Origin of the sequence: Microbacterium sp. NPDC087592 (assembly GCF_044743585.1) — a bacterium.
Lineage (GTDB): Bacteria > Actinomycetota > Actinomycetes > Actinomycetales > Microbacteriaceae > Microbacterium.
On the sequence record NZ_JBIUWT010000002.1, the window covers coordinates 84,005 to 101,868 of the forward strand.

At 64.2% G+C, this 17,864-nt stretch carries 12 protein-coding genes and 2 pseudogenes; 4 read left to right on the forward strand and 10 right to left on the reverse strand.

What is annotated here, in order from left to right; genetic code table 11:
• Positions 1-49: 49 nt before the first annotated feature.
• The 3 genes from ACIOTO_RS13385 to ACIOTO_RS13395 form a co-directional block, all read right to left on the reverse strand.
• A complete protein-coding gene (locus tag ACIOTO_RS13385) occupies positions 50-2,602 on the reverse strand; it encodes an excinuclease ABC subunit UvrA (RefSeq protein WP_400858253.1) in 2,553 nt (850 codons plus the stop codon).
• Positions 2,603-2,683: 81 nt separating this feature from the next.
• Positions 2,684-3,733, reverse strand: a complete 1,050-nt coding sequence (locus ACIOTO_RS13390) for a PLP-dependent cysteine synthase family protein (protein ID WP_400858254.1) — start codon at positions 3,731-3,733, stop codon at positions 2,684-2,686.
• A 203-nt stretch (positions 3,734-3,936) separates the two neighbouring features.
• Positions 3,937-4,854 (reverse strand): LysR family transcriptional regulator, encoded by a 918-nt coding sequence (locus tag ACIOTO_RS13395; RefSeq protein WP_400858255.1) that lies wholly within the window; start codon positions 4,852-4,854, stop codon positions 3,937-3,939.
• A gap of 162 nt (positions 4,855-5,016) precedes the next feature.
• Between ACIOTO_RS13395 and ACIOTO_RS13400 the strand changes: the two genes are divergently transcribed.
• The 3 genes from ACIOTO_RS13400 to ACIOTO_RS13410 all read left to right on the forward strand — a co-directional run bounded on the left by ACIOTO_RS13400 (position 5,017) and on the right by ACIOTO_RS13410 (position 8,123).
• Entirely contained in the window at positions 5,017-6,339 is a 1,323-nt protein-coding gene (locus ACIOTO_RS13400; RefSeq protein WP_400858257.1) for an MFS transporter, read from the forward strand.
• Positions 6,336-6,836 carry a RidA family protein gene (locus ACIOTO_RS13405; RefSeq protein WP_400858258.1) on the forward strand — a complete coding sequence of 167 codons (501 nt, stop codon included), beginning with the start codon at positions 6,336-6,338 and terminating at the stop codon, positions 6,834-6,836. Before ACIOTO_RS13400 ends, ACIOTO_RS13405 begins: the two co-directional genes overlap by 4 nt.
• Before the next feature lie 81 nt (positions 6,837-6,917).
• Positions 6,918-8,123, forward strand: coding sequence for an amidohydrolase family protein (locus ACIOTO_RS13410; RefSeq protein ID WP_400858259.1), 1,206 nt, complete (start codon positions 6,918-6,920; stop codon positions 8,121-8,123).
• Positions 8,124-8,275: 152 nt separating this feature from the next.
• Here the strand turns inward: ACIOTO_RS13410 and ACIOTO_RS13415 are convergent.
• The 7 genes and pseudogenes from ACIOTO_RS13415 to ACIOTO_RS13445 all read right to left on the reverse strand — a co-directional run.
• A pseudogene (locus tag ACIOTO_RS13415) lies at positions 8,276-8,374 on the reverse strand (DUF202 domain-containing protein); the annotation flags it as partial.
• 497 nt (positions 8,375-8,871) lie between these two features.
• Positions 8,872-10,914: a beta-galactosidase gene (locus tag ACIOTO_RS13420; RefSeq protein WP_400858260.1), complete on the reverse strand. Its 2,043-nt coding sequence runs from the start codon at positions 10,912-10,914 to the stop codon at positions 8,872-8,874.
• Between the two features lie 24 nt (positions 10,915-10,938).
• Positions 10,939-12,981 (reverse strand): hypothetical protein, encoded by a 2,043-nt coding sequence (locus ACIOTO_RS13425; protein ID WP_400858261.1) that lies wholly within the window; start codon positions 12,979-12,981, stop codon positions 10,939-10,941.
• A 5-nt stretch (positions 12,982-12,986) separates the two neighbouring features.
• Positions 12,987-13,823: a carbohydrate ABC transporter permease gene (locus tag ACIOTO_RS13430; RefSeq protein WP_400858262.1), complete on the reverse strand. Its 837-nt coding sequence runs from the start codon at positions 13,821-13,823 to the stop codon at positions 12,987-12,989.
• Positions 13,820-14,824, reverse strand: a complete 1,005-nt coding sequence (locus ACIOTO_RS13435; RefSeq protein ID WP_400858586.1) for a carbohydrate ABC transporter permease — start codon at positions 14,822-14,824, stop codon at positions 13,820-13,822. The genes ACIOTO_RS13430 and ACIOTO_RS13435 overlap by 4 nt, the downstream gene beginning before the upstream one ends.
• Positions 14,808-16,037 carry an extracellular solute-binding protein gene (locus ACIOTO_RS13440; RefSeq protein ID WP_400858263.1) on the reverse strand — a complete coding sequence of 410 codons (1,230 nt, stop codon included), beginning with the start codon at positions 16,035-16,037 and terminating at the stop codon, positions 14,808-14,810. The genes ACIOTO_RS13435 and ACIOTO_RS13440 overlap by 17 nt, the downstream gene beginning before the upstream one ends.
• Positions 16,038-16,135: 98 nt before the next feature.
• Positions 16,136-17,176, reverse strand: coding sequence for a LacI family DNA-binding transcriptional regulator (locus ACIOTO_RS13445; RefSeq protein ID WP_400858264.1), 1,041 nt, complete (start codon positions 17,174-17,176; stop codon positions 16,136-16,138).
• Positions 17,177-17,655: 479 nt separating this feature from the next.
• Between ACIOTO_RS13445 and ACIOTO_RS13450 the strand changes: the two are divergent.
• Positions 17,656-17,859 (forward strand): annotated as a pseudogene (locus ACIOTO_RS13450) (hypothetical protein); the annotation flags it as partial.
• Between the last annotated feature and the right edge of the window lie 5 nt (positions 17,860-17,864).

A 17,864-nucleotide genomic window follows, 5' to 3' on the forward strand; every position in this document is an offset into this window, starting at 1 on the left:
GCCTTCAGTGCATGATCTGTACTTGATGCTTTCCGTGCAGCAACGGACTCTACGCCTGAGAGGTGCCGGCGGTATGACGCGCAAACGCTGCGGCGAGATAGCGACCGGTCATGCTGTCCGCGGCAGCGGCGATCCGTTCGGGAGTTCCGGTGGCCACGATGCGTCCCCCGGCGACGCCGCCGCCCGGACCCATGTCTATGACGTGGTCGGCATTCGCGATCACGTCGAGGTCATGTTCGATCACGATCACCGTTGCTCCGCGTTCGAGTAGCCGATCAAGCACGCTCAGGAGCACGCGCGTGTCCAGCGGATGCAGGCCGACACTGGGCTCGTCCAGCACGAAGAGCGAATCGGACTGATCGCGTCCGAGTTCTGTGGAGAGTTTCAGCCGCTGCGCCTCTCCGCCGGACAGCGCGGGGGTGTCTTCGCCGAGCGTGAGATATCCGAGTCCGAGGTCGAGGAGGGTCTGCAACTTCTTCCGCACCTTGGGAAGGTCCGTCACGTAGGGCAGTGCCTGCGCAACCGAGAGCTCGAGCAGCGCCGGAAGCGAGATCGGGGGAGCATCGGATGGGGTTCGCCGGATCGCATGGCCCTCGGCGCCGTACCTGCTGCCGGCGCAGTCGGGGCAGGGAATGTCCACGTCAGGAAGGAACTGCACATCCAGGACGACTTGGCCAGTGCCCTCGCAACGTGAACAGCGCAGAGACCCGGTGTTGTAGGAGAAGTCGGCCGCCTTCAGCCCGCGCGACTGAGCATCGGGTGACGCTGCATAGGCCTTGCGAAGATCGTCCAGAGCTCCGCTGTACGTGGCGATGGTGGAGCGCACGTTCGTGCCGATCGGCGCGGCATCCACGACGTGTACGTGCGCGATGCCCGCTGCGATGAGGTCGAGGACATGTGCAGGGCGGCTCGTGTCGCCGATGAGCGACTGGAGCGCCGGCACCAGACTGTCCAACACCAGAGTGGTCTTGCCCGAGCCGGACATCCCCGTCACTGCGGTCAAGCGACCGCGAGGGATCGCAGTTTCCAGGGCTCGCACGGTGTGCAGAGCCCGCGTGCGCAGCTCCATTCGGCCACGAGCGAAGACATTCTCTTCTTCGGCGCGGTCGCGCACTAACAGCGGCTCACGATCGGCGAGGAATCCGCCGATGAGCGACTCAGGCAGTGTGCCGAGCTCTGACACAGTGCCTGCGGCGAGAACAGTTCCGCCGGCAGCCCCTGACCCCGGGCCGATCTCGATCATCCAATCCGCCTCGCGGAGCACCTGCACATCGTGGTCGACGAGTACCACCGAGTTGCCGTTCGACAGGAGATCGCGCATCACCCCGATCAGACCGTCGACATTCGCCGGGTGGAGTCCCACGGACGGCTCGTCGAGGACGTAGAGGACGCCAGTGGTCTCGTTGCGCACGGCTCTGGCCAGTTGCACTCGCTGTCGTTCCCCTGTCGAGAGGCTCGAGCTGGAGCGATCAAGGCTCAGGTAACCCAGACCGAGTTCGAGCAGTCGTGTCGCCATCTGCGTGAACTGACCGATGATCGACATGGTCATCGTCTGCATCTCCTGCGGGAGAGTCGCGGGGATGGCCTGCAGCCACGGCATGATGTCGTCGAGAGACATCGCGGTCACCTCGGCCAGATTCCTGTCGGCGACGCGGGGGAGTCTCGCTGCGTCGCTCAAGCGCGTGCCCTGGCACGCCGAGCACGTCTGCGAAGTGATGAACCTGTTGACCCGGGCCAGCCCCTTCTCGCTCGCCGCATTGTCGAGCGCCTCCTGCACCGCGAGTCGCGCGTTGCGGTAGGTGAAGTCCAGCTCGAAGAGCTTGCCGTTCTTGGAGCGCACGGCGATGTGCTTCTTCTCTTCTGGACCGTGCAGAACGATCTCCCGCTCAGCATCGGAGAGCTCTGAGTAAGGCACGTCGGTACGTACGCCGAACTCGGCGACGACCTGCGGCATCACGGTGAGGCCGAACATTCCCCAGGGCGCCACTGCACCCGAGCTGATCGTCAGCGACGTGTCGGGCACGAGAGAACTGTCATCGACCGCACGTACGATGCCTGTTCCTGCGCAGGTCGGGCAGGCGCCTTCCGAGTTGAACGCCAGGGATTCCGCGCCAGGTGGGTAGAACACCGCCCCGCACTCGGGGCAGACCAGGTCGAGGTTCGCGGCGACATCGATGGTCGGCTCCAGTCGATGTCCGTTCGGGCACACATGTGTGCCGAGCCGGGAGAACATCACCCGGATCACGTTCAGCAGTTCGGTCGACGTACCGAAGGTCGACCGAACTCCCGGTATGCCGGGTCGCTGGCGGAGGGCAAGCGCGGCGGGAACGTGGCGCACCGAGTCGACATCCGCGCGTGCTGCCTGGGACATCCGTCGCCGGGTATAGGTAGAGAGCGCTTCAATATAGCGGCGCGAGCCCTCCGCGTAGAGCACCCCCATCGCCAGCGACGATTTGCCTGAGCCGGACACCCCGGCGATCGCGACCAGACCGCGCAGCGGTACGTCGACGTCGATGTTCTTGAGATTGTGGACCCGTGCCCCCCGGATCTGCACGACATCGGGTGATTCGGATCGGGTTCCGTCATGACCGGCGATGCTCATCTGTGTCTCCCTCGGTTCGGTTCCCTGTCGCCAGGGGTCCAGGAGAACTGTATCGCCGGAGCCGATGTGGCCGTCGAGCACTCACGCGGCCCGGAGCACCCCGGTGGAGGTGAAGTCCTCGAGGGTGCGTTCGAACGGAGCGATGTCGATGTTCTGCGCCGCAAGCCACTCATCGTTGTAGTAGGTGGAGGCGTACCGGTCGCCCGTGTCGCAGATGAGGCTCACGATGCTCCCGGTGCGTCGGCCGGAGCCGAGACGTTGGGCAAGTTGGAGAGTGCCCCAGATGTTCGTGCCGGTGGAGGCTCCGACGCGTCTCCCGATGATGCGGGATGCCCATCGCATGGTGGCGATCGACGCCGCATCGGGCACGGGAAGGACCTCATCGATCAGGTTCGGGACGAACGATCTTTCGACGCGGGTGCGCCCGATACCTTCGATCCGCGACGGTGTCGATGTCACGTAGGAGATATCGTTCCGGCGCCAACCCTCATAGAAGGCTGAACCCTCCGGATCCACGACGGCGATGCGCGTAGCGAGACCGGCGAATCGGGCGTATCGCGCGATCGACGTGCTCGTTCCACCGGTGCCAGCGCCGACCACGATCCACTCCGGCACAGGGTGCTTCTCTCGGCGCATCTGATGGAAGAGCTCACTGGCGATATTGCCCTCGCGCCAGTTCGTCGCCTGGCTCGCGAATGTGAACTGATCCATGAAGTGTCCGCCGCGCTGGACCGTGATTCTTTGAGCCGTGCGGACCACATCTGCGGGATCGTCGACAATGAGCACCTGGCCCCCATGCCGCTCGATCAGCGCGATCTTCTCGCGACTCGTGGCGGTAGGGATGACGGCGATGAAGTCCAGCCCCAGTATTTGAGCGAAATAAGCTTCGCTGACCGCGGTGGAACCGCTCGATGCTTCAACGATCGTGGTCTGCGGGCCGATGTCGCCGTTGCAGAGACCGTGTGTGAAAAGTGATCGGGCGAGGCGGTGTTTGAGACTGCCGGTCGGATGCAGGGACTCATCCTTCAGGTAGATGTCGATCTCTCGAACCCCGGGAGCGTGGAAAGGGATGAGTGGTGTCCATCCGCTGCGCCCTGCTTCGGCGGTGAGGAGTTCGAGGGCATGAGTCACCCACCGTCGATCTGTTCGACGTGGTCGGATGACATCGCTCGCATCAGTCGCACTAGTGATCGGGGACTCGCTGTACATCATGGTCTCGCTTCTCGCTTCTCGCTGTCGACGCGCCACGCACTCACGCTGCGCGCACATTCACAGTGTGAGCGCGGCGAGAACAAACGAGAAGCTAGAGAAGATGTGACATCCCAAAGCTGAGCTTATGTATGGGCGGCAAGAGCCATGGATTCGGCCGCCGCCCTCAGCGACTCGAGCACCCGCAGCACCGCTGGCTTCTGCCGCTGCGAGCGCAGGACGGTCGCAGTCACGTGACGGTGGCGCTCAGGCAGCAAGGGGCGGGTGCGCAGCTTGGGATGCTTTACGAAGGACTGGGTCATCCTCGGCATCATCGCGAGGCCAAGGCCGGCGACGACGTAGCTCTGAACAGCGAGATTGTCGTCGGTGGTGATGTCGATGCGAGGCTCGAAGCCGGCGACGGCGCAGGCGCTGACGAACTCTTGGCGGCAACGCACACAGCCGGCCACCCAACGCTCGTCCTGAAGTTCGGCGAGTTCGATCTGCTTCCGACGTGCGAGCGGATGGTCATCCCACAGCATCAAGACCATCGGCTCGTCGATCAGCTCGATCGACACGACGCTGTCTCCGATGTCGGGGGCAGGCTGATCGTCGTATCGAAATGCCACCACCACGTCGTACTCGCCGCTTTCCAGACCGTCGAGCGATTCAGGCGGCTCCGCCTCGAACAGTTCGATCTCGATGCCGAGATGGCGAGCCCGCAGCCGTGAGATCGCCGAGGGGATCAGGGTCGCATTCGCGCTCGGGAATGCGCACACGCGGACGCGGGCCTCCTTGAGGCGAGCGACCGCAGCGACTCGCTCCTCTGTGGCCCGAAGGTCGGTGATGAGGGATTCGGCGCGCGACGCGAGTACCTCACCCTGTTCGCTCAGTTTCAGACCGCGGCCCTCGCGTGAAAAGAGTGTCGTCTTGAGTTCGCGTTCGAGAGTCTTCATCTGCTGGCTTACGCCGGGCTGGGTATACCCGAGTTCACGTGCCGCGGCAGCAAAGCTGCCGAGCCGAACGACCGCGGCAAACGTGAGGAGCTTCTGTGTGTCGAGCATGGCTGAAGTATAAGCAGATGTTTGACTAGCGCAAGCGAACCATGGTTTGCATTTGACTCTCATCTCGTGATGATGAGAGAACCGCATCGCCCGAGCGGTATCAGGAGCCCAGCGATCAGTTGTGCGAACGCAGGCCCGAGCTTTTCCAAGGAGAACGGAAAGATGGCTTCACAGACAACGACCCGCTCACACGACCGCGGCATCCGGAGACGCGCCATCGGCGGCAGCGTCATCGGTACGGCCCTCGAGTGGTACGACTTCTTCCTCTACGGCACCGCCGCAGCCCTCGTCTTCAACACGGTGTTCTTCCCCACGCTGGACCCGCTCACAGGCACGCTTCTCGCCTTCGGCAGCTTCGCGGTGGGGTTCGTAGCTCGCCCGATCGGGGCGATCGTGTTCGGGAACTACGGTGACCGGATCGGCCGCAAGCGCATCCTCGTGATCACATTGATGATCATGGGTATCTCGACCATGCTCATCGGCCTGCTTCCGGGCTACGATACGGTCGGCATCCTCGCCCCGATCGCTTTGACTGTCCTGCGGTTCGTGCAGGGATTCGGTCTCGGTGGCGAGTGGGGCGGTGCCGTCCTGATGTCTCTCGAGCACGGTGACCCGAAGCGCCGTGGTCTCGCGGCCAGCTGGCCGCAGATCGGTGTGCCGCTGGGACTGCTGCTTGCCAACGGCGCGCTCACCCTCATGCTCTGGCTGACTGATGATGAGGCGTTCCTGGCATGGGGATGGCGCGTGCCGTTCCTTCTCAGCGCCGTCCTCATCGCGATCGGTCTCTGGATCCGGCTCAACGTCACAGAGTCGCCGGAGTTCGAGAAACTGGCCGCCGAAGGACACCGGGTCAAGCACCCCATCCTCGAGGTGCTGCGCACCCAGCGTCGTGAACTGCTCATCGCGACGGGCTCGCGCATCGGCACTGATGTGGCGTTCTACATCTTCGTTCTCTTCGTCGTCACCTACCTGACTCAGATGGTCGGCATCGAGCAGACCACGGCGACTCTCGTCGTATTGGTCAGCGCGGCCACCATGATCCTCTTCATCCCGTTGTTCGGCGCGTTGTCGGACCGGGTCGGCCGGCGGCCCGTGTACATCGGCGGCGCGGTAGGCGCGATGCTCTGGGTATTCGCGTTCTTCCCGCTCCTCGAGACCCAGAACATCGCGCTGATCCTGCTGGCGGACTTCGTCGGGATGCTGTGCTGGGCAGCGATGTACGGGCCGCTGGCGGCGTTCACCACGGAGTTGTTCCCCGCGAACGTGCGCTACAGCGGCGCCTCCCTCGGGTTCCAGCTCTCGGGCATTCTCGGTGGCGCCCTCGCGCCGATCATCGCGGTCGCGCTTTACGGCCGCTTCGAGAGCTGGGTTCCGATCGCGGCTTATGTCGCCGTCATGCTGATCATCACCATCGTCTCGGTGATGATCGCGCGGGAGTCCTCCCGTGACACTCCGACGCTCTCTGCGACGGAGGCTCGCGAATGATCTCCCCCCGGCATGCGATGATCATCGAGCGTCTCCGGAACGGGGGATACGATCTCCCCGAGGCGCCGCCCGCACCGATTGGTGCATACACCGGAGCACTCACCGCGGGACACCTGATCTTCACCTCGGGTCAGCTTCCGCTTCGCGATGGAGTCATCTCCCTGACCGGAAAGGTCGGGGAGGGAAGCGGGCTCGTCAGCCTCGACGCTGCTGCCGGCCTCGCCGCCCAGTGTGCGGTGAACGCGATCGCTGCACTCCGGGGTGAGATCGGCGATCTGGGCCGTATCGCTCGCATCGTCAAGGTCACTGGTTTCGTCGCCAGCGACCCTGACTTCTCCGACCACTCCAGGGTGGTCGACGGCGCCAGCTCGCTCTTGAAAGCCGTGTTCGGAGACGCGGGAGCGCACACACGCTCGGCGGTCGGGGTGGCCTCGCTCCCCAGAGACAGCCCCGTGGAGGTCGAGGTCATCGCCCTCCTGCGCGCAGATCCGGCCTGACAATCGACACTCTGACAGACACGACAGATACACACCGCTTGCGACAGAGCGCGGGCGCCGACACAGATAGGTGGAATACAGATGACGTGGGATGAGACTTACCCGGAGAAGTTCTTCGGACCGACAGAGGGAACGCTCCTCATCAAGAATCTGCGTGGCGTCGTCACAGGGCGATTGGGAGAAGCGCTGCGCGAAGTCGAGACGGTGCTCATCAAGGGCGACCGCATCGTCGAGATCGGTGGTTCCGCTGACGCGGATGCCGACGTCGTGATCGACGCGAAGGGCGCGGTCGCACTTCCGGGACTGTTCGACACGCACACTCACTTCTCGATCGGCGACTTCAACCCGAAGCAGAACACGATCGGCTTCATCGAGAGCTACATGCACGGTGGGGTGACGTCGATGATGTCTGCCGGCGAAGTGCACTTCCCCGGGCGGCCGATGGATCGCCATGGAGTGAAAGCGGTTGCCGTCGCAGCGAACCGCTCGTTCACCAACAACCGCCCCGGTGGCGTGCGCATCCACGGCGGGTCCCTGATGACGGGTCCCTACATGGAGCAGGAGGACTACGCCGAGCTCGCAAGTCAGGGAATCTGGCTGATGAAGGTCGGATTCGGCGGATTCAACGTCCCGAAGGATGCCGTTCCGCATGTGCGCTGGGCCCAGGAGGCCGGGTTCGTGGTGATGTCGCACTCGGGTGGAGCATCCTCGGTTCCCGGTGTCGCGCCGATCACGGTCGACGACCTGATCGCGATGCGTCCGGACATCGCCGGTCACATCAACGGCGGAACGACCAGCCTTCCGGAGGCCGACGTCGAGCGACTCGTGAAGGAGTCGGATGCTGCGCTGCAGCTCGTGCAGGCCGGAAATCTCTCGGCAAGCCTGAACATTCAGCGCATGGCGGCGGAACATGGCGCGCTGGACCGGGTCATTCTCGGCTCCGACACCCCGTCAGGCACCGGCGTGATGCCGCTGGCGATCATCAAGACGATCGCCGAGCTGTCGTCGATTGGTGGCGTACCTGCGACTGACGTCATCGCCTACGCCACCAGTAATGCCGCCCGCGTTCTGCGCCGGGAGGAGGGCGTGCTGGAAGAAGGACGTCCGGCCGACCTGGTGCTGGTGCAGCAGCCCGTGGGCGGCCCGGCGGATCACCCGATCAAGGCCCTCAACCGTGGTGACATCACCGGAATCGCCAGCGTGATCATCAACGGGCAGATTCGTGCCCTCCGCAGTCGGAACTCGCCCGCTCCGATTCGCGAAGTCGAGGTCCAGTCGCACCGTTGACCTCACCGCTGAGATGAAAAGGCCGCTACAGCCCTCCTTCGGGGGTGCTGTAGCGGCCTCGCTTCTGCTCATCGGAGGGGGTGGCGGGAAGACCGGTCGTCGACGCGCAACCGCGTCCTTCGCAGTCCTAGACGAGGGGTCGCAGCACGAGAGCGATGAGCGATGAGCGATCCGACCGAGACCGACAGCGCCGTGCGCCGCCACGCGAGTTCTGTGCGTTCCGGTTGCAGCCCGGGATCGAACAGGCTCACCGCAGCGCGATGGCGGTAGTCAGCAGACGGGCCGGCATATACCTCGTGATGCCCGGCTACTCGATGACTAAGACACGCGCGTCCCCGCTCGCCCGGGGCGACGTCACCCTCACCGCGCCTGATTCCTGCTGACCGCGCCGGGGCGTCCTAGCTTTTAGATCAGCGGTGACAAAGCATCGATGGACTATGTCCAGTAGATACCCGACGGTGCGCTCCGATCGATACGACGATGCTGTTCCTCGGCGGGGTCCGTCACAAGCCCATACTTGACGCACAGCTCGTGACCCTCGGCAATGACCGAGCGACGTGGCTGGCATGCGCTTTGGGTGCTCGCGCGTGGTCCCCGCGCCCTTCGACGGCTGGGCACACTTCCTGGGAACTCGGGACGACCTCACCGACGCGTTCCGTGCTGCGGGCCTCTCCGACAGGCTCGTGTACGCCTAGCGCAACGATGCACCGTTGCCGTCGTGACACTACTGAAGGCCCGGCGACGGTGGTCACGATTGGCTGTGTCCAGGCGACGCCGGTAGGGAGACTCGCCGATCCAGCGTTGCGTCCTCGATTTGTACCCATGCGAACGGATCCACGGTGAACGTGCGGTCAGCGTGAGTGAAGGTGTGCGGGATGTCCCCATGGTTGAGGACGGTCAGCATGCCTCCTCGACGTGCGGCTTCGAGCCACGTAGACCCGTGAGAGATCTCCGGATCTATGCCTGCGATGCCTGCCGCATAGCGCACCAGTCCGGTCATGCCTGCGTCATCCGGGATAGTAGCGATATACAGGGCATTTCCCCGGCCTGCCTTGTTGGCGGTCAACGCGGCTCTGCCCTCATTTCTTCCTGCTATGAACCGTCCGATCACCGATGCTGTGGTGGGGTGGATGACCTCGGCGAGGTACTGGCCCTTGCCGCCTCCGCTGGGGCCGTTGAAGGGAGCTTCACGCTCGCCGACGGCCTCGGAGCCAGTGGCAGAGGCGGGCTCTCCGGCAGACTTCGAAGAGACCGCCGCGGGTGGTGGCACCAGGGCGCCGAACTCTTCCAGGCGGATGCCGAGCGTGCTGCTGAGGCGAGTCAGGAACCCGCCGCCGATGAACGCGTCGTCCTCGTCGACGACGTCCGAGAACGCGGAGACGAGAAGGGTCCCACCGCTGCGCGCGAAAGCGGCGAGGTTCTCTGCGCCGAGATCGTCGAGCAAGTACACGGTCGGCGCGATGACCAGCGCGTACGCGCCGAGATCGCTGTGCGGATGGACGAAGTCGATGGAGTAATGCAGGCGATGCAGAGCGTTGTACCATCGCTGCACCACCTCGTCATATCGGATGCTGACAGGGTGATGGCCGGAACCGAGAGCCCACCACGACTCCCAGTCGAAGACGAGCGCGATCCGCGCATGGCTGTCGGGAGCCGTCTCGGGGAGGGCGCGGAGCTGGGCGCCGAGCGCCACGACATCGCGCCATACCTGCGAGTCCGTTCCCACCTGCGGAACCATCGCCGAATGGAACTTCTCGACGCCTCGCTGCGATTGCCGCCATTGGAAGAACATGATGCCATCGGCGCCGTGCGCCACTGCCTGCATCGACAATGCCGCCATCTGGCCGGGCTTCTTCGGTGCGTTGGTCGGACGCCAGTTGACGGCGTTCGTGCTCTGTTCCATCAGAATCCATGGCACCCCGGGCTTGAGCGAGCGCATCAGGTCGCGAGCGAAAGCGGAATCCCTGAACGATTCCGGGACATTCGGGTCGGGATAGTTGTCATCAGCGATGACGTCCATCTCTTTCGCCCACTTCCAATAATTGGCCGGGGGGAATGCGCCCATGAAGTTCGTGGTCACGGGTTGCATCGCGCCAGCGCTGCGGATGATGTCGCGCTGCATCGTGAACAGCCCGAGCAGAGCATCCGAGGTGAAACGCTTGAAATCGAGCAGGTGCGCGGGGTTCACGCCGTACGTGGCCTTGCGCGGGGGGAGTATCTGCTCGAAGTCCGTGTAGATCTGCGACCAGAACGTCGTCCCCCATGCTCGGTTCAGTGCGTCGATGGTGCCGAAGCGCTCTTGCAACCACTCTCGGAACGCGCGCGCAGCGTGATCCGAGTAGTCGTAATGCAGGTGGCACCCCAACTCGTTGTCGACGTGCCAGAGCTTGACGGCGGGATGGGTGGCGTAGCGCGTCGCGATGGCCTCGACGAGCTCTGAGGCCAATCGCCGGTAGTCCGGAGACGTCGGGGAGAAGTGTTGGCGTGCACCGGGGGAGAACACGGTGCCGTCGGCATCGCGGGGGAGCATCTCCGGGTACGCAGCTGTAGCCCAGGGGGGCGGCGACGCGGTCGCCGTCGCAAGGCCCGCGCCGATGCCGTTGCGGTGAAGCAGATCGAGGATGCGGTCGAGCCACCCCCAGTCGTAGTGGCCTTCGGCTGACTGGATGCGTGACCACGCGAAGATGCCGACGTTGACGAGGTTGACGCCCGCTTCTCGCATGAGTGTGACGTCTTCTTCCCACACCTCCTCCGGCCATTGCTCCGGGTAGTAGTCAGCGCCGTAGTACACGGTTTCCTCTCGAGTCGGTGGTGTTCAGCGGAGGGGAGCGAGGTCCCACTCGTCGAGCATGAGCCACATGACCAGGTGCCAGTCCTGGTCGTTGGCCAGAGGATCGGCCGTGTGAGCAGGCTCGGAGTCGACCGTGGACGGGAAGATGAAGGCGCATGTCGCCCACCCGTCTCGGCCGAAGTTCGCCATGTTCGCTGCCAGGATGTTGTCTGCATGACGTCTGCGGTCGGGTGTCACCATGTGCTCGGGTAGTCGAAGAAGGGCGACTGCGGTGAGTGTGCTCCAGTAGTGAGGGAAGATGTCGCCCCACTGTCGGCGCTGTCCGAACCAGTATCCGTCCCAGTGGCGAATGCTGATGTCTCGAAGCCTCGCGTGAGGCTGCGGGCCGCCGAAGGCCATCATCCAATCAATGCGCTCCTCGAGGGCCGGGAGGAAGACCTCATCACCTGTGAGCCGATAGGCGCTGGCAAGGAGGCTCGTGAGCGGGGCGACGATGGATTGCTCGTAGTGGACTTCATGGGCAGGCAGATCCCGGCCCGCGGCGACAAAACTACGGGCACTTACCACCAGAAGGTCGCGCAACGAGGCCGCGCGGTGAGAGTCTCCGGTCTGCTCCAGATCGTTCGCGACGCGCTCGACGGCGTCGCTCTGCAGAATGGCGAGGAACCGCTCGGCGCCGAGCTCGTAGGCGCGTTCGAGGATGCATGCTGCCAGATCGAGTTCTGAGGCGGCCCTGTCGTGCGCCCCTTGGGAGCGAAGGTGCTCAGCGCGCATCGCGAAGAACAGCGCCAGCCATGGTGCGTCGTAGAGACGAGGACCGGTGTGGTGATCCTGAGAGCCCCGCCGCGGGGCAGCGGTGGAATCGAGAAGATGCTGTCGAGCGAATGCGGCCCACCCGTCCAACGCAGCATCCGCGTCGTCTCCGACCAGTCCGCGCAGACGGGCCTGCTGAATGAGGATCGCCATGCTGATGCGTTCGGACCCATCGGTCCAGTCACTCCACCCGTTGGTGAGCTGTGTGAGGAACGTTTCTGTGTTCACAGGCACGAACGCGTGGGACAGCGTGCCAGACCGCTCGATAGCGGTCTGATGGGTGAGGATGTAGCGCACTCGGTCGCTGACGACTTCGGAGACCGGAGCATGGAAGAGCAGCTCTGTGGCTGAGTCACCGATTCTCACTGTGTGCAGGCCGGGCGTCGCCGCACGAAGGACCACACCGTCGTCGGTGAAGGCAACCTCGCCCGATTCGAAGACGACGGGTTGCGAGGTCGTGATCAAGAGTGGCTCGGTCCACGGGACGGCGACATCGTCGAGAAGTGCGGGCGGGGCAGTGTCCTCGATGAACGCCTCGGTGTGTTCATACCAGCCGACCGTCCATTCGATCGTCCATGATTCGCTGGGTGCGAGAAGGATCGGTGTCTGTCCACCGAATGCTGAGGGGTTCCGCCCGGCGTCGGTGGGGTGGAGGACGATGTGACCGCGTGCGTTGGACAGCGTATTGGGGTTCCGCGATTCTATCGAGTACGCGGATAGCGCACCTCGTCGCACGATCAGCCCGAGAGTGCGGCCTTGACCGCTCATAGGTTCAGCGAGAACCCAGGCCCATGATCCGCCTGTCCACACGTGGGCGTGAACCGCTTGGGCCAGTGCGTCGCTCGCGCCTTCGTAGACATCGTTGAACGGGGTCTGGATCCCCACGGAGCGGAGAGACATCGGGCTTTCAGAGATGTTTCGGAATGTGTAGCGCTCGCGCAGTTGCTCGTTCTCCCAGTCGCGTTCGACGACGATGCGCAGGTCTTGGGACGCGGTGTGGATTGCGCGGTTGGAGGTCTGTGTCCATTCCAGGTCTGACGGTGCGTTCCATCGGACGGCGCCCTTGTCGGTGATGACGAATCCGGAGCCCCACTGGTGCTCGTCCGAGTGCCACGAAGAGGTCAACTCGAGAAGGAAGCGTCGGTCTGGCGACTCTGCATCGATGAACTGGACGGGAGCTCCTGTGCTCTCGTCGAGAGTGAAACTGCCGGCGCCGAGGGTGAACGGGCGGGTTGCGACTGTACGGTCGGCCATGAGCGTCATTTGACGGCACCTCCTGTGGCGCCGGCAGCGATGAATTTCTGGGCGGCGACGAGCATTGCGATAGCGGGGATGGAAGCGAGCACGGCGGTCGCCATGACAGCGCTCCAATCGTTGACGTACGACCCGAGGTATGAGTACAGCCCGAGCGTGACGGGACGAACGTCCGCGGTCGTGGTGAGTGTGAGGGCGAAGAGGAAATCGCCCCAGGTGAAGAGGAAGGTGAACATCGCTGCGGTGATGAGCGCGTTGCGGCTCACCGGCAGCACGATGGACCAGAACGTGCGGATGATCCCCGCGCCGTCGACGCGCGCTGCTTCGACGATGGATTGCGGGATGTTCATCATGAACGCGCGCATCACGAGGATTCCGAAGGGTATGCCGGCGCTCGAGTCGGCGATGATGAGCCCGACGACGGAGTTCAGCAGTCCGAGCTGGTTGTACATCGAGTAAAGAGCATTGGCGACCACGATGCCTGGCACCATCTGGCTGACGAGGATCGCGAACAGCAGGCCTGTCAGCCAGCGTGAGCGGAACTTGGCGAGTGCGTAGGCCGCGGGCGCGGCGACGGCGAGAGAGAAGACGACGCTGCCCAACGACACGATGATGCTGGTGATCAGGTTCGCGCCTTGTTCTTCGAGTGCCTGAACGTAGCCGCCGATGTCTGGGTTGAGCGGAAACCACGGGGTGCCGACTGCGCGGCCTCCGGGCTGTAGCGAGACGTTCACCATCCAGTACACGGGGAAGAGCAGCACCGCGAGGATGAGTATGCCGACGACTGCGTCGACGGGGCGGCGCCAACCGCGGCTGGCACCGATGAGTCCGGCGGAGCTCATTCGTCCACCGCCTTCCTGTTTGCTCGCAGATACAGGACCGCGAAGATGAGAGAGATGACGATGAGGATGTTGCCGACAGCGGCACCCGCACCGAAGTCGAACTGGCCGAACGACAGACGGTAGGCCTCTGTGGCCAGCGTCTCTGTCGAACCGGCGGGGCCGCCGCCTGTGAGACCGAGGATGATGTCGAGGGCCTTCAACGTGTAGACGACACCAAGGAGCACGACCACTCCCGTGACCGGACGCAGCATGGGCCAGGTGATGGCCCAGAAAGCTCGCCATCCGGTCGCGCCATCGAGCGCCGCTGCCTCATACAGCTCCTCGGGGATGTCCTGCAGACCCGAGTAAAGGATCGTCATGTTGAACGGGATGCCCAGCCAGACGTTCACGAGGATGACCGCGGGCAGGGCGATGTTCACGTCCGTCAGCCATCCGATGGACACGTCTGATCCCGTGAGACCGGACAGCACCTGGTTGATGACCCCTGAGTCCTTATCGAGCATCCAGCGCCAGATCGCGCTCGACACGATGAGAGGTATGAGCCAGGGAAGCAGGAGGAGCGAGCGCACGACACCGCTGAGCGGAAAGCGTCGTCGGAAGAAGACGGCGAGTGCGAGGCCGATGACGAACTGAGCGACGATGGAGACGACAGTGAAGATCGCGGTGTTCAGCATGACTCGGCCGAAGCCGGGGGAAGAGATCACCTCGACGTAGTTGTACCATCCCACCCACGGCGCTTCACCGGTGAAGAACGTGCGAGTGGTGAACTCCTGAAAGCTCATCACGCCGTTCTGCACGATGGGGTAGCCGAAGAACAGAACGAGATAGAGCGCTGCCGGGACGACGAAAGCCAACTGAAGCCATCGTTCGGCGCGTAGTGTCATTCGTCTGCGGCGCGGGGGCGTCGAGGACGCGGTTGTCGAGGTCACGGGGTCTCCCTGCATACTGCAGGCAGGGGCCGCATGGCCCCTGCCTGCAGGTAGGTCACTTGTTCGGTGCAGACTGCTGCAGCGCGGTCAAAGGGTCTGCGCCACCCGTCAGGGCCGTCTGGATGGCGGTGTAGATGCCTTCGCTGGCTGCGGTGTAATCCGCGCCGAGCTGGGCGGTGCGCGCGCGCAGGCCGGGGACCTGCTCGGCGAAACCGGCCATCTTCGGGTTCTCAGCGATGAACTGATCCACGAGGTCAGTGTTGGTGGGAACCAGATCGCGACCAGAGGCGAGCGCCATCTGGCTCTCGTCGCTGCCGAGGCACTCGACGACCGAGGCTGCTGCGGTCATCTTGGCCTCATTGCCGGTCTGCGGAATCGTCCAGACTTCTCCGCCCAAAGGAGAGATGATCTCGTCGCCATCTTGCGGGGCGGGGATCGAGACGACCTCGTAGGGGACGCCGGATTCGTCGAGCGACGGGAACTGCCAGGGGCCGTTGACCATCATCGCGGTGTTGCCGGCGACGAACTGATCGTTGACGTCAGCCTGCGTCCAGGTGAGCACCGACTCAGAGGCCGAACCGCTGTCGACGAGGTCTACCCACAGCTGCAGCGCTTCCGCTCCGGCCTCGGTGGCGATGTCCGTCTCGTCGCCGCCGTTGGACCAGAAGAACGGCAGGAACTGGAACGTCCCCTCCTCGGTGGCGGTGGCGGAGAACGCCATGCCGTACTTGCCATCCCCGCTGAGCGCCGCGGCCGCGGTCTTCAGCTCGTCCCACGTGGTCGGGACGTCGACACCTGCCGCAGCGAGCATGTCCGTGTTCACGAACAAGGCGATGGTGTTCGCGACCGGCTGCACGGCATAGAGATCGCCCTCGTAACTGGATGCCTCGATGACGCCGTCGGCGTATCCGTCGACGGCGATGTCGAAGTCTGACAGCGGGGCGAGAGCGCCGGATGAGGCGATCTGCGGGAGGTCCCCGTTGTCCAGCATCAGAACATCGGGCATCGTCTTGGAGGACACCTGCTGGAGCACCTTCGCCAGGTATCCGTCGTAGGGGACGTCCTGCATTTCGATGGTGACGCCGGTGGTCTCCTCGCAGGCGGCGAGAACGTCGTCGTAGACCTTCTTGTCGTTGGTCGAGCCGGCGGGACGCTCCAGCAGGACGCTGTCGGCGTCGTCGCCTGGTGCGGCGGCGTTACTACCGCTGCAACCGGACAGAGCGAGTGCTCCAATGGTGAAAAGGGCAAGTGGGACAGCGGTCCATGCTGCTCGCCGTTGAGTCATTTCGGGTCCTCCAGAGTCAACTTCGACTGTCGATGCGCATCGATTCGATGCGCATCGACAGTAACACATCGCTTCTTTGCCTAGCGAGCGTTTGTTGCTTATTCGTGACCGCGCGTGGTGGCGCGTCTGGTCAGCCGAGGAGGCAGGAGAGTGGCCCGAGGGGTGCGCGCCGGCTCGATGCCCGCCAGGCGCTGCACCAATCGCTCGACTGCCGCTCGCGATACGGCTCGCGGCTCCGGGGAGACATTGGTCACTGCCTCGGTGAACGCAGTCGCGGCCTCGTCCGTGCATAGACCAACCAACCCGACGTCGACTCCAGGCGTCACTCCGAGGGAACTCAGGTGATGAAGCGTCCAGCTCACCACCTGCGGAGCGCGCGCGATGATCCCTGCCCTGCCCGGCGCGGAAAGCAGCTGATCGGCGACTGCGTGAAAGCCGGCGACTCCCGGTACGGGAGGCCGGACGATGTGCAGGGGTAGGCCGGCAGAGTCCGCCGCGCGCTGCGCGGACTCTTCGAATCCGCGAATGAACCCGTAGCCTTCAGATGAGACAGCTGGAGGTTCTCCGACAAGAGTGATGTGGTCGGTGCCATCTCGTACCAGCTCCTCGACCGCCAGCTCTGCGGCGGCCGTCACGTCGAAGTCGAAGGCATCGAACAGAGTCGTCTCGCGGGGGACGCCGATGAGGACCACCGGTACGCCGAGGTCCAATGCGGCATCGAGACGTGGATCCACATCACGAATGTCCATGAGTATCATCGCGTCGACCGCCGAGCGGCCGGCGAGACGTTCCATCTCTGCCGCCCCATCCTCGCCGGTGACCAGCACCACGTCGTAGTCGAACTCTCGGGCCACGCGCGTGATGGTGTCGATGAACGGGAGGGTGCCTTCCATGTCGGTGGTCGTGTCCAGTCGGATCAGCAGTCCGATCACGTTGCTGCGACGCCCGGCCAGTGCGCGCGCACCGGCGTTCGGCTGAAAGCCGAGCTTCTTCATGGCGGCGAGCACGCGCTCTCGGGTGTCGTCCGAGATGGTTCGCTTTCCTGTCATCACGTACGAGACCGTGCTCTGGGACACGCCTGCGAGTGCCGCAACGTCCGCGCTGGTGACACGAGGTTTCCCGATGCTGCCATAGTCCATGTCTCGACGCTATACGCAGTTGAAGCGCCTCGACGGTCTTGGTGACAACCGCTGTGGTCGCGAAAAGGTGGCCGATTCAAGAATGGGCGAGTCGTGTCGGCTCCACGGCGATTGCTTGATTGAGGTGCCATTGGGCTCGTTGCCTGCCGACCGAATATCAGAACACCCCCGCCGATGTCGCGGCCACCTGCTTCGATGCCCTGGGGAGCGGCCACGTCCCTATCGCAATGGCCCAGCTGAGCCCGGAGGTGGTGTGGCACCAGCCGGGGGCGAACCAGTTCTCCGGGGAGGACGTCGGTGTCGGGGGTGTTGGTGCGCTGTTCGGAAGCATGATGGAGGCCAGTGAGGGCAGCTTACAGCTCGCCGTGACCGGCCCCGCAATGGTCAACGGGTAGTTCGTCGCCGTCCCGGTCCGTTTCACCGGCGTAGGCTCCGTGCGGTCTCAGGCAGAGGCATCCGAGAACATACCCCCCAAGGGTATGGCTGCCGGCTCGCCGAGCCAGCCTGCTGATCGAATCCCGCGCTGGGTGGTCAACGGATACATCCTCACCTTCGGTGCGCTGCTCCTCCTGGGAGGGCGGATCGGTGACTTGTGGGGTCAAAAGCGCACGCTTAAGGTCGGGCTCGCCGTCTTCGTCGTCGCCTCCCTCGTAGGCGGTCTCGGTCAGAGCCTCGAGATGCTCATCGC

Coding starts and splice junctions, on each gene's coding strand:
- ACIOTO_RS13440 (WP_400858263.1), bottom strand. CDS start 16,037: ATGACTCAACGGCGAGCAGCATGGACCGCTGTCCCACTTGCCCTTTTC.
- ACIOTO_RS13400 (WP_400858257.1), top strand. CDS start 5,017: ATGGCTTCACAGACAACGACCCGCTCACACGACCGCGGCATCCGGAGA.
- ACIOTO_RS13385 (WP_400858253.1), bottom strand. CDS start 2,602: ATGAGCATCGCCGGTCATGACGGAACCCGATCCGAATCACCCGATGTC.
- ACIOTO_RS13405 (WP_400858258.1), top strand. CDS start 6,336: ATGATCTCCCCCCGGCATGCGATGATCATCGAGCGTCTCCGGAACGGG.
- ACIOTO_RS13395 (WP_400858255.1), bottom strand. CDS start 4,854: ATGCTCGACACACAGAAGCTCCTCACGTTTGCCGCGGTCGTTCGGCTC.
- ACIOTO_RS13425 (WP_400858261.1), bottom strand. CDS start 12,981: ATGGCCGACCGTACAGTCGCAACCCGCCCGTTCACCCTCGGCGCCGGC.
- ACIOTO_RS13430 (WP_400858262.1), bottom strand. CDS start 13,823: ATGAGCTCCGCCGGACTCATCGGTGCCAGCCGCGGTTGGCGCCGCCCC.
- ACIOTO_RS13410 (WP_400858259.1), top strand. CDS start 6,918: ATGACGTGGGATGAGACTTACCCGGAGAAGTTCTTCGGACCGACAGAG.
- ACIOTO_RS13445 (WP_400858264.1), bottom strand. CDS start 17,176: ATGGACTATGGCAGCATCGGGAAACCTCGTGTCACCAGCGCGGACGTT.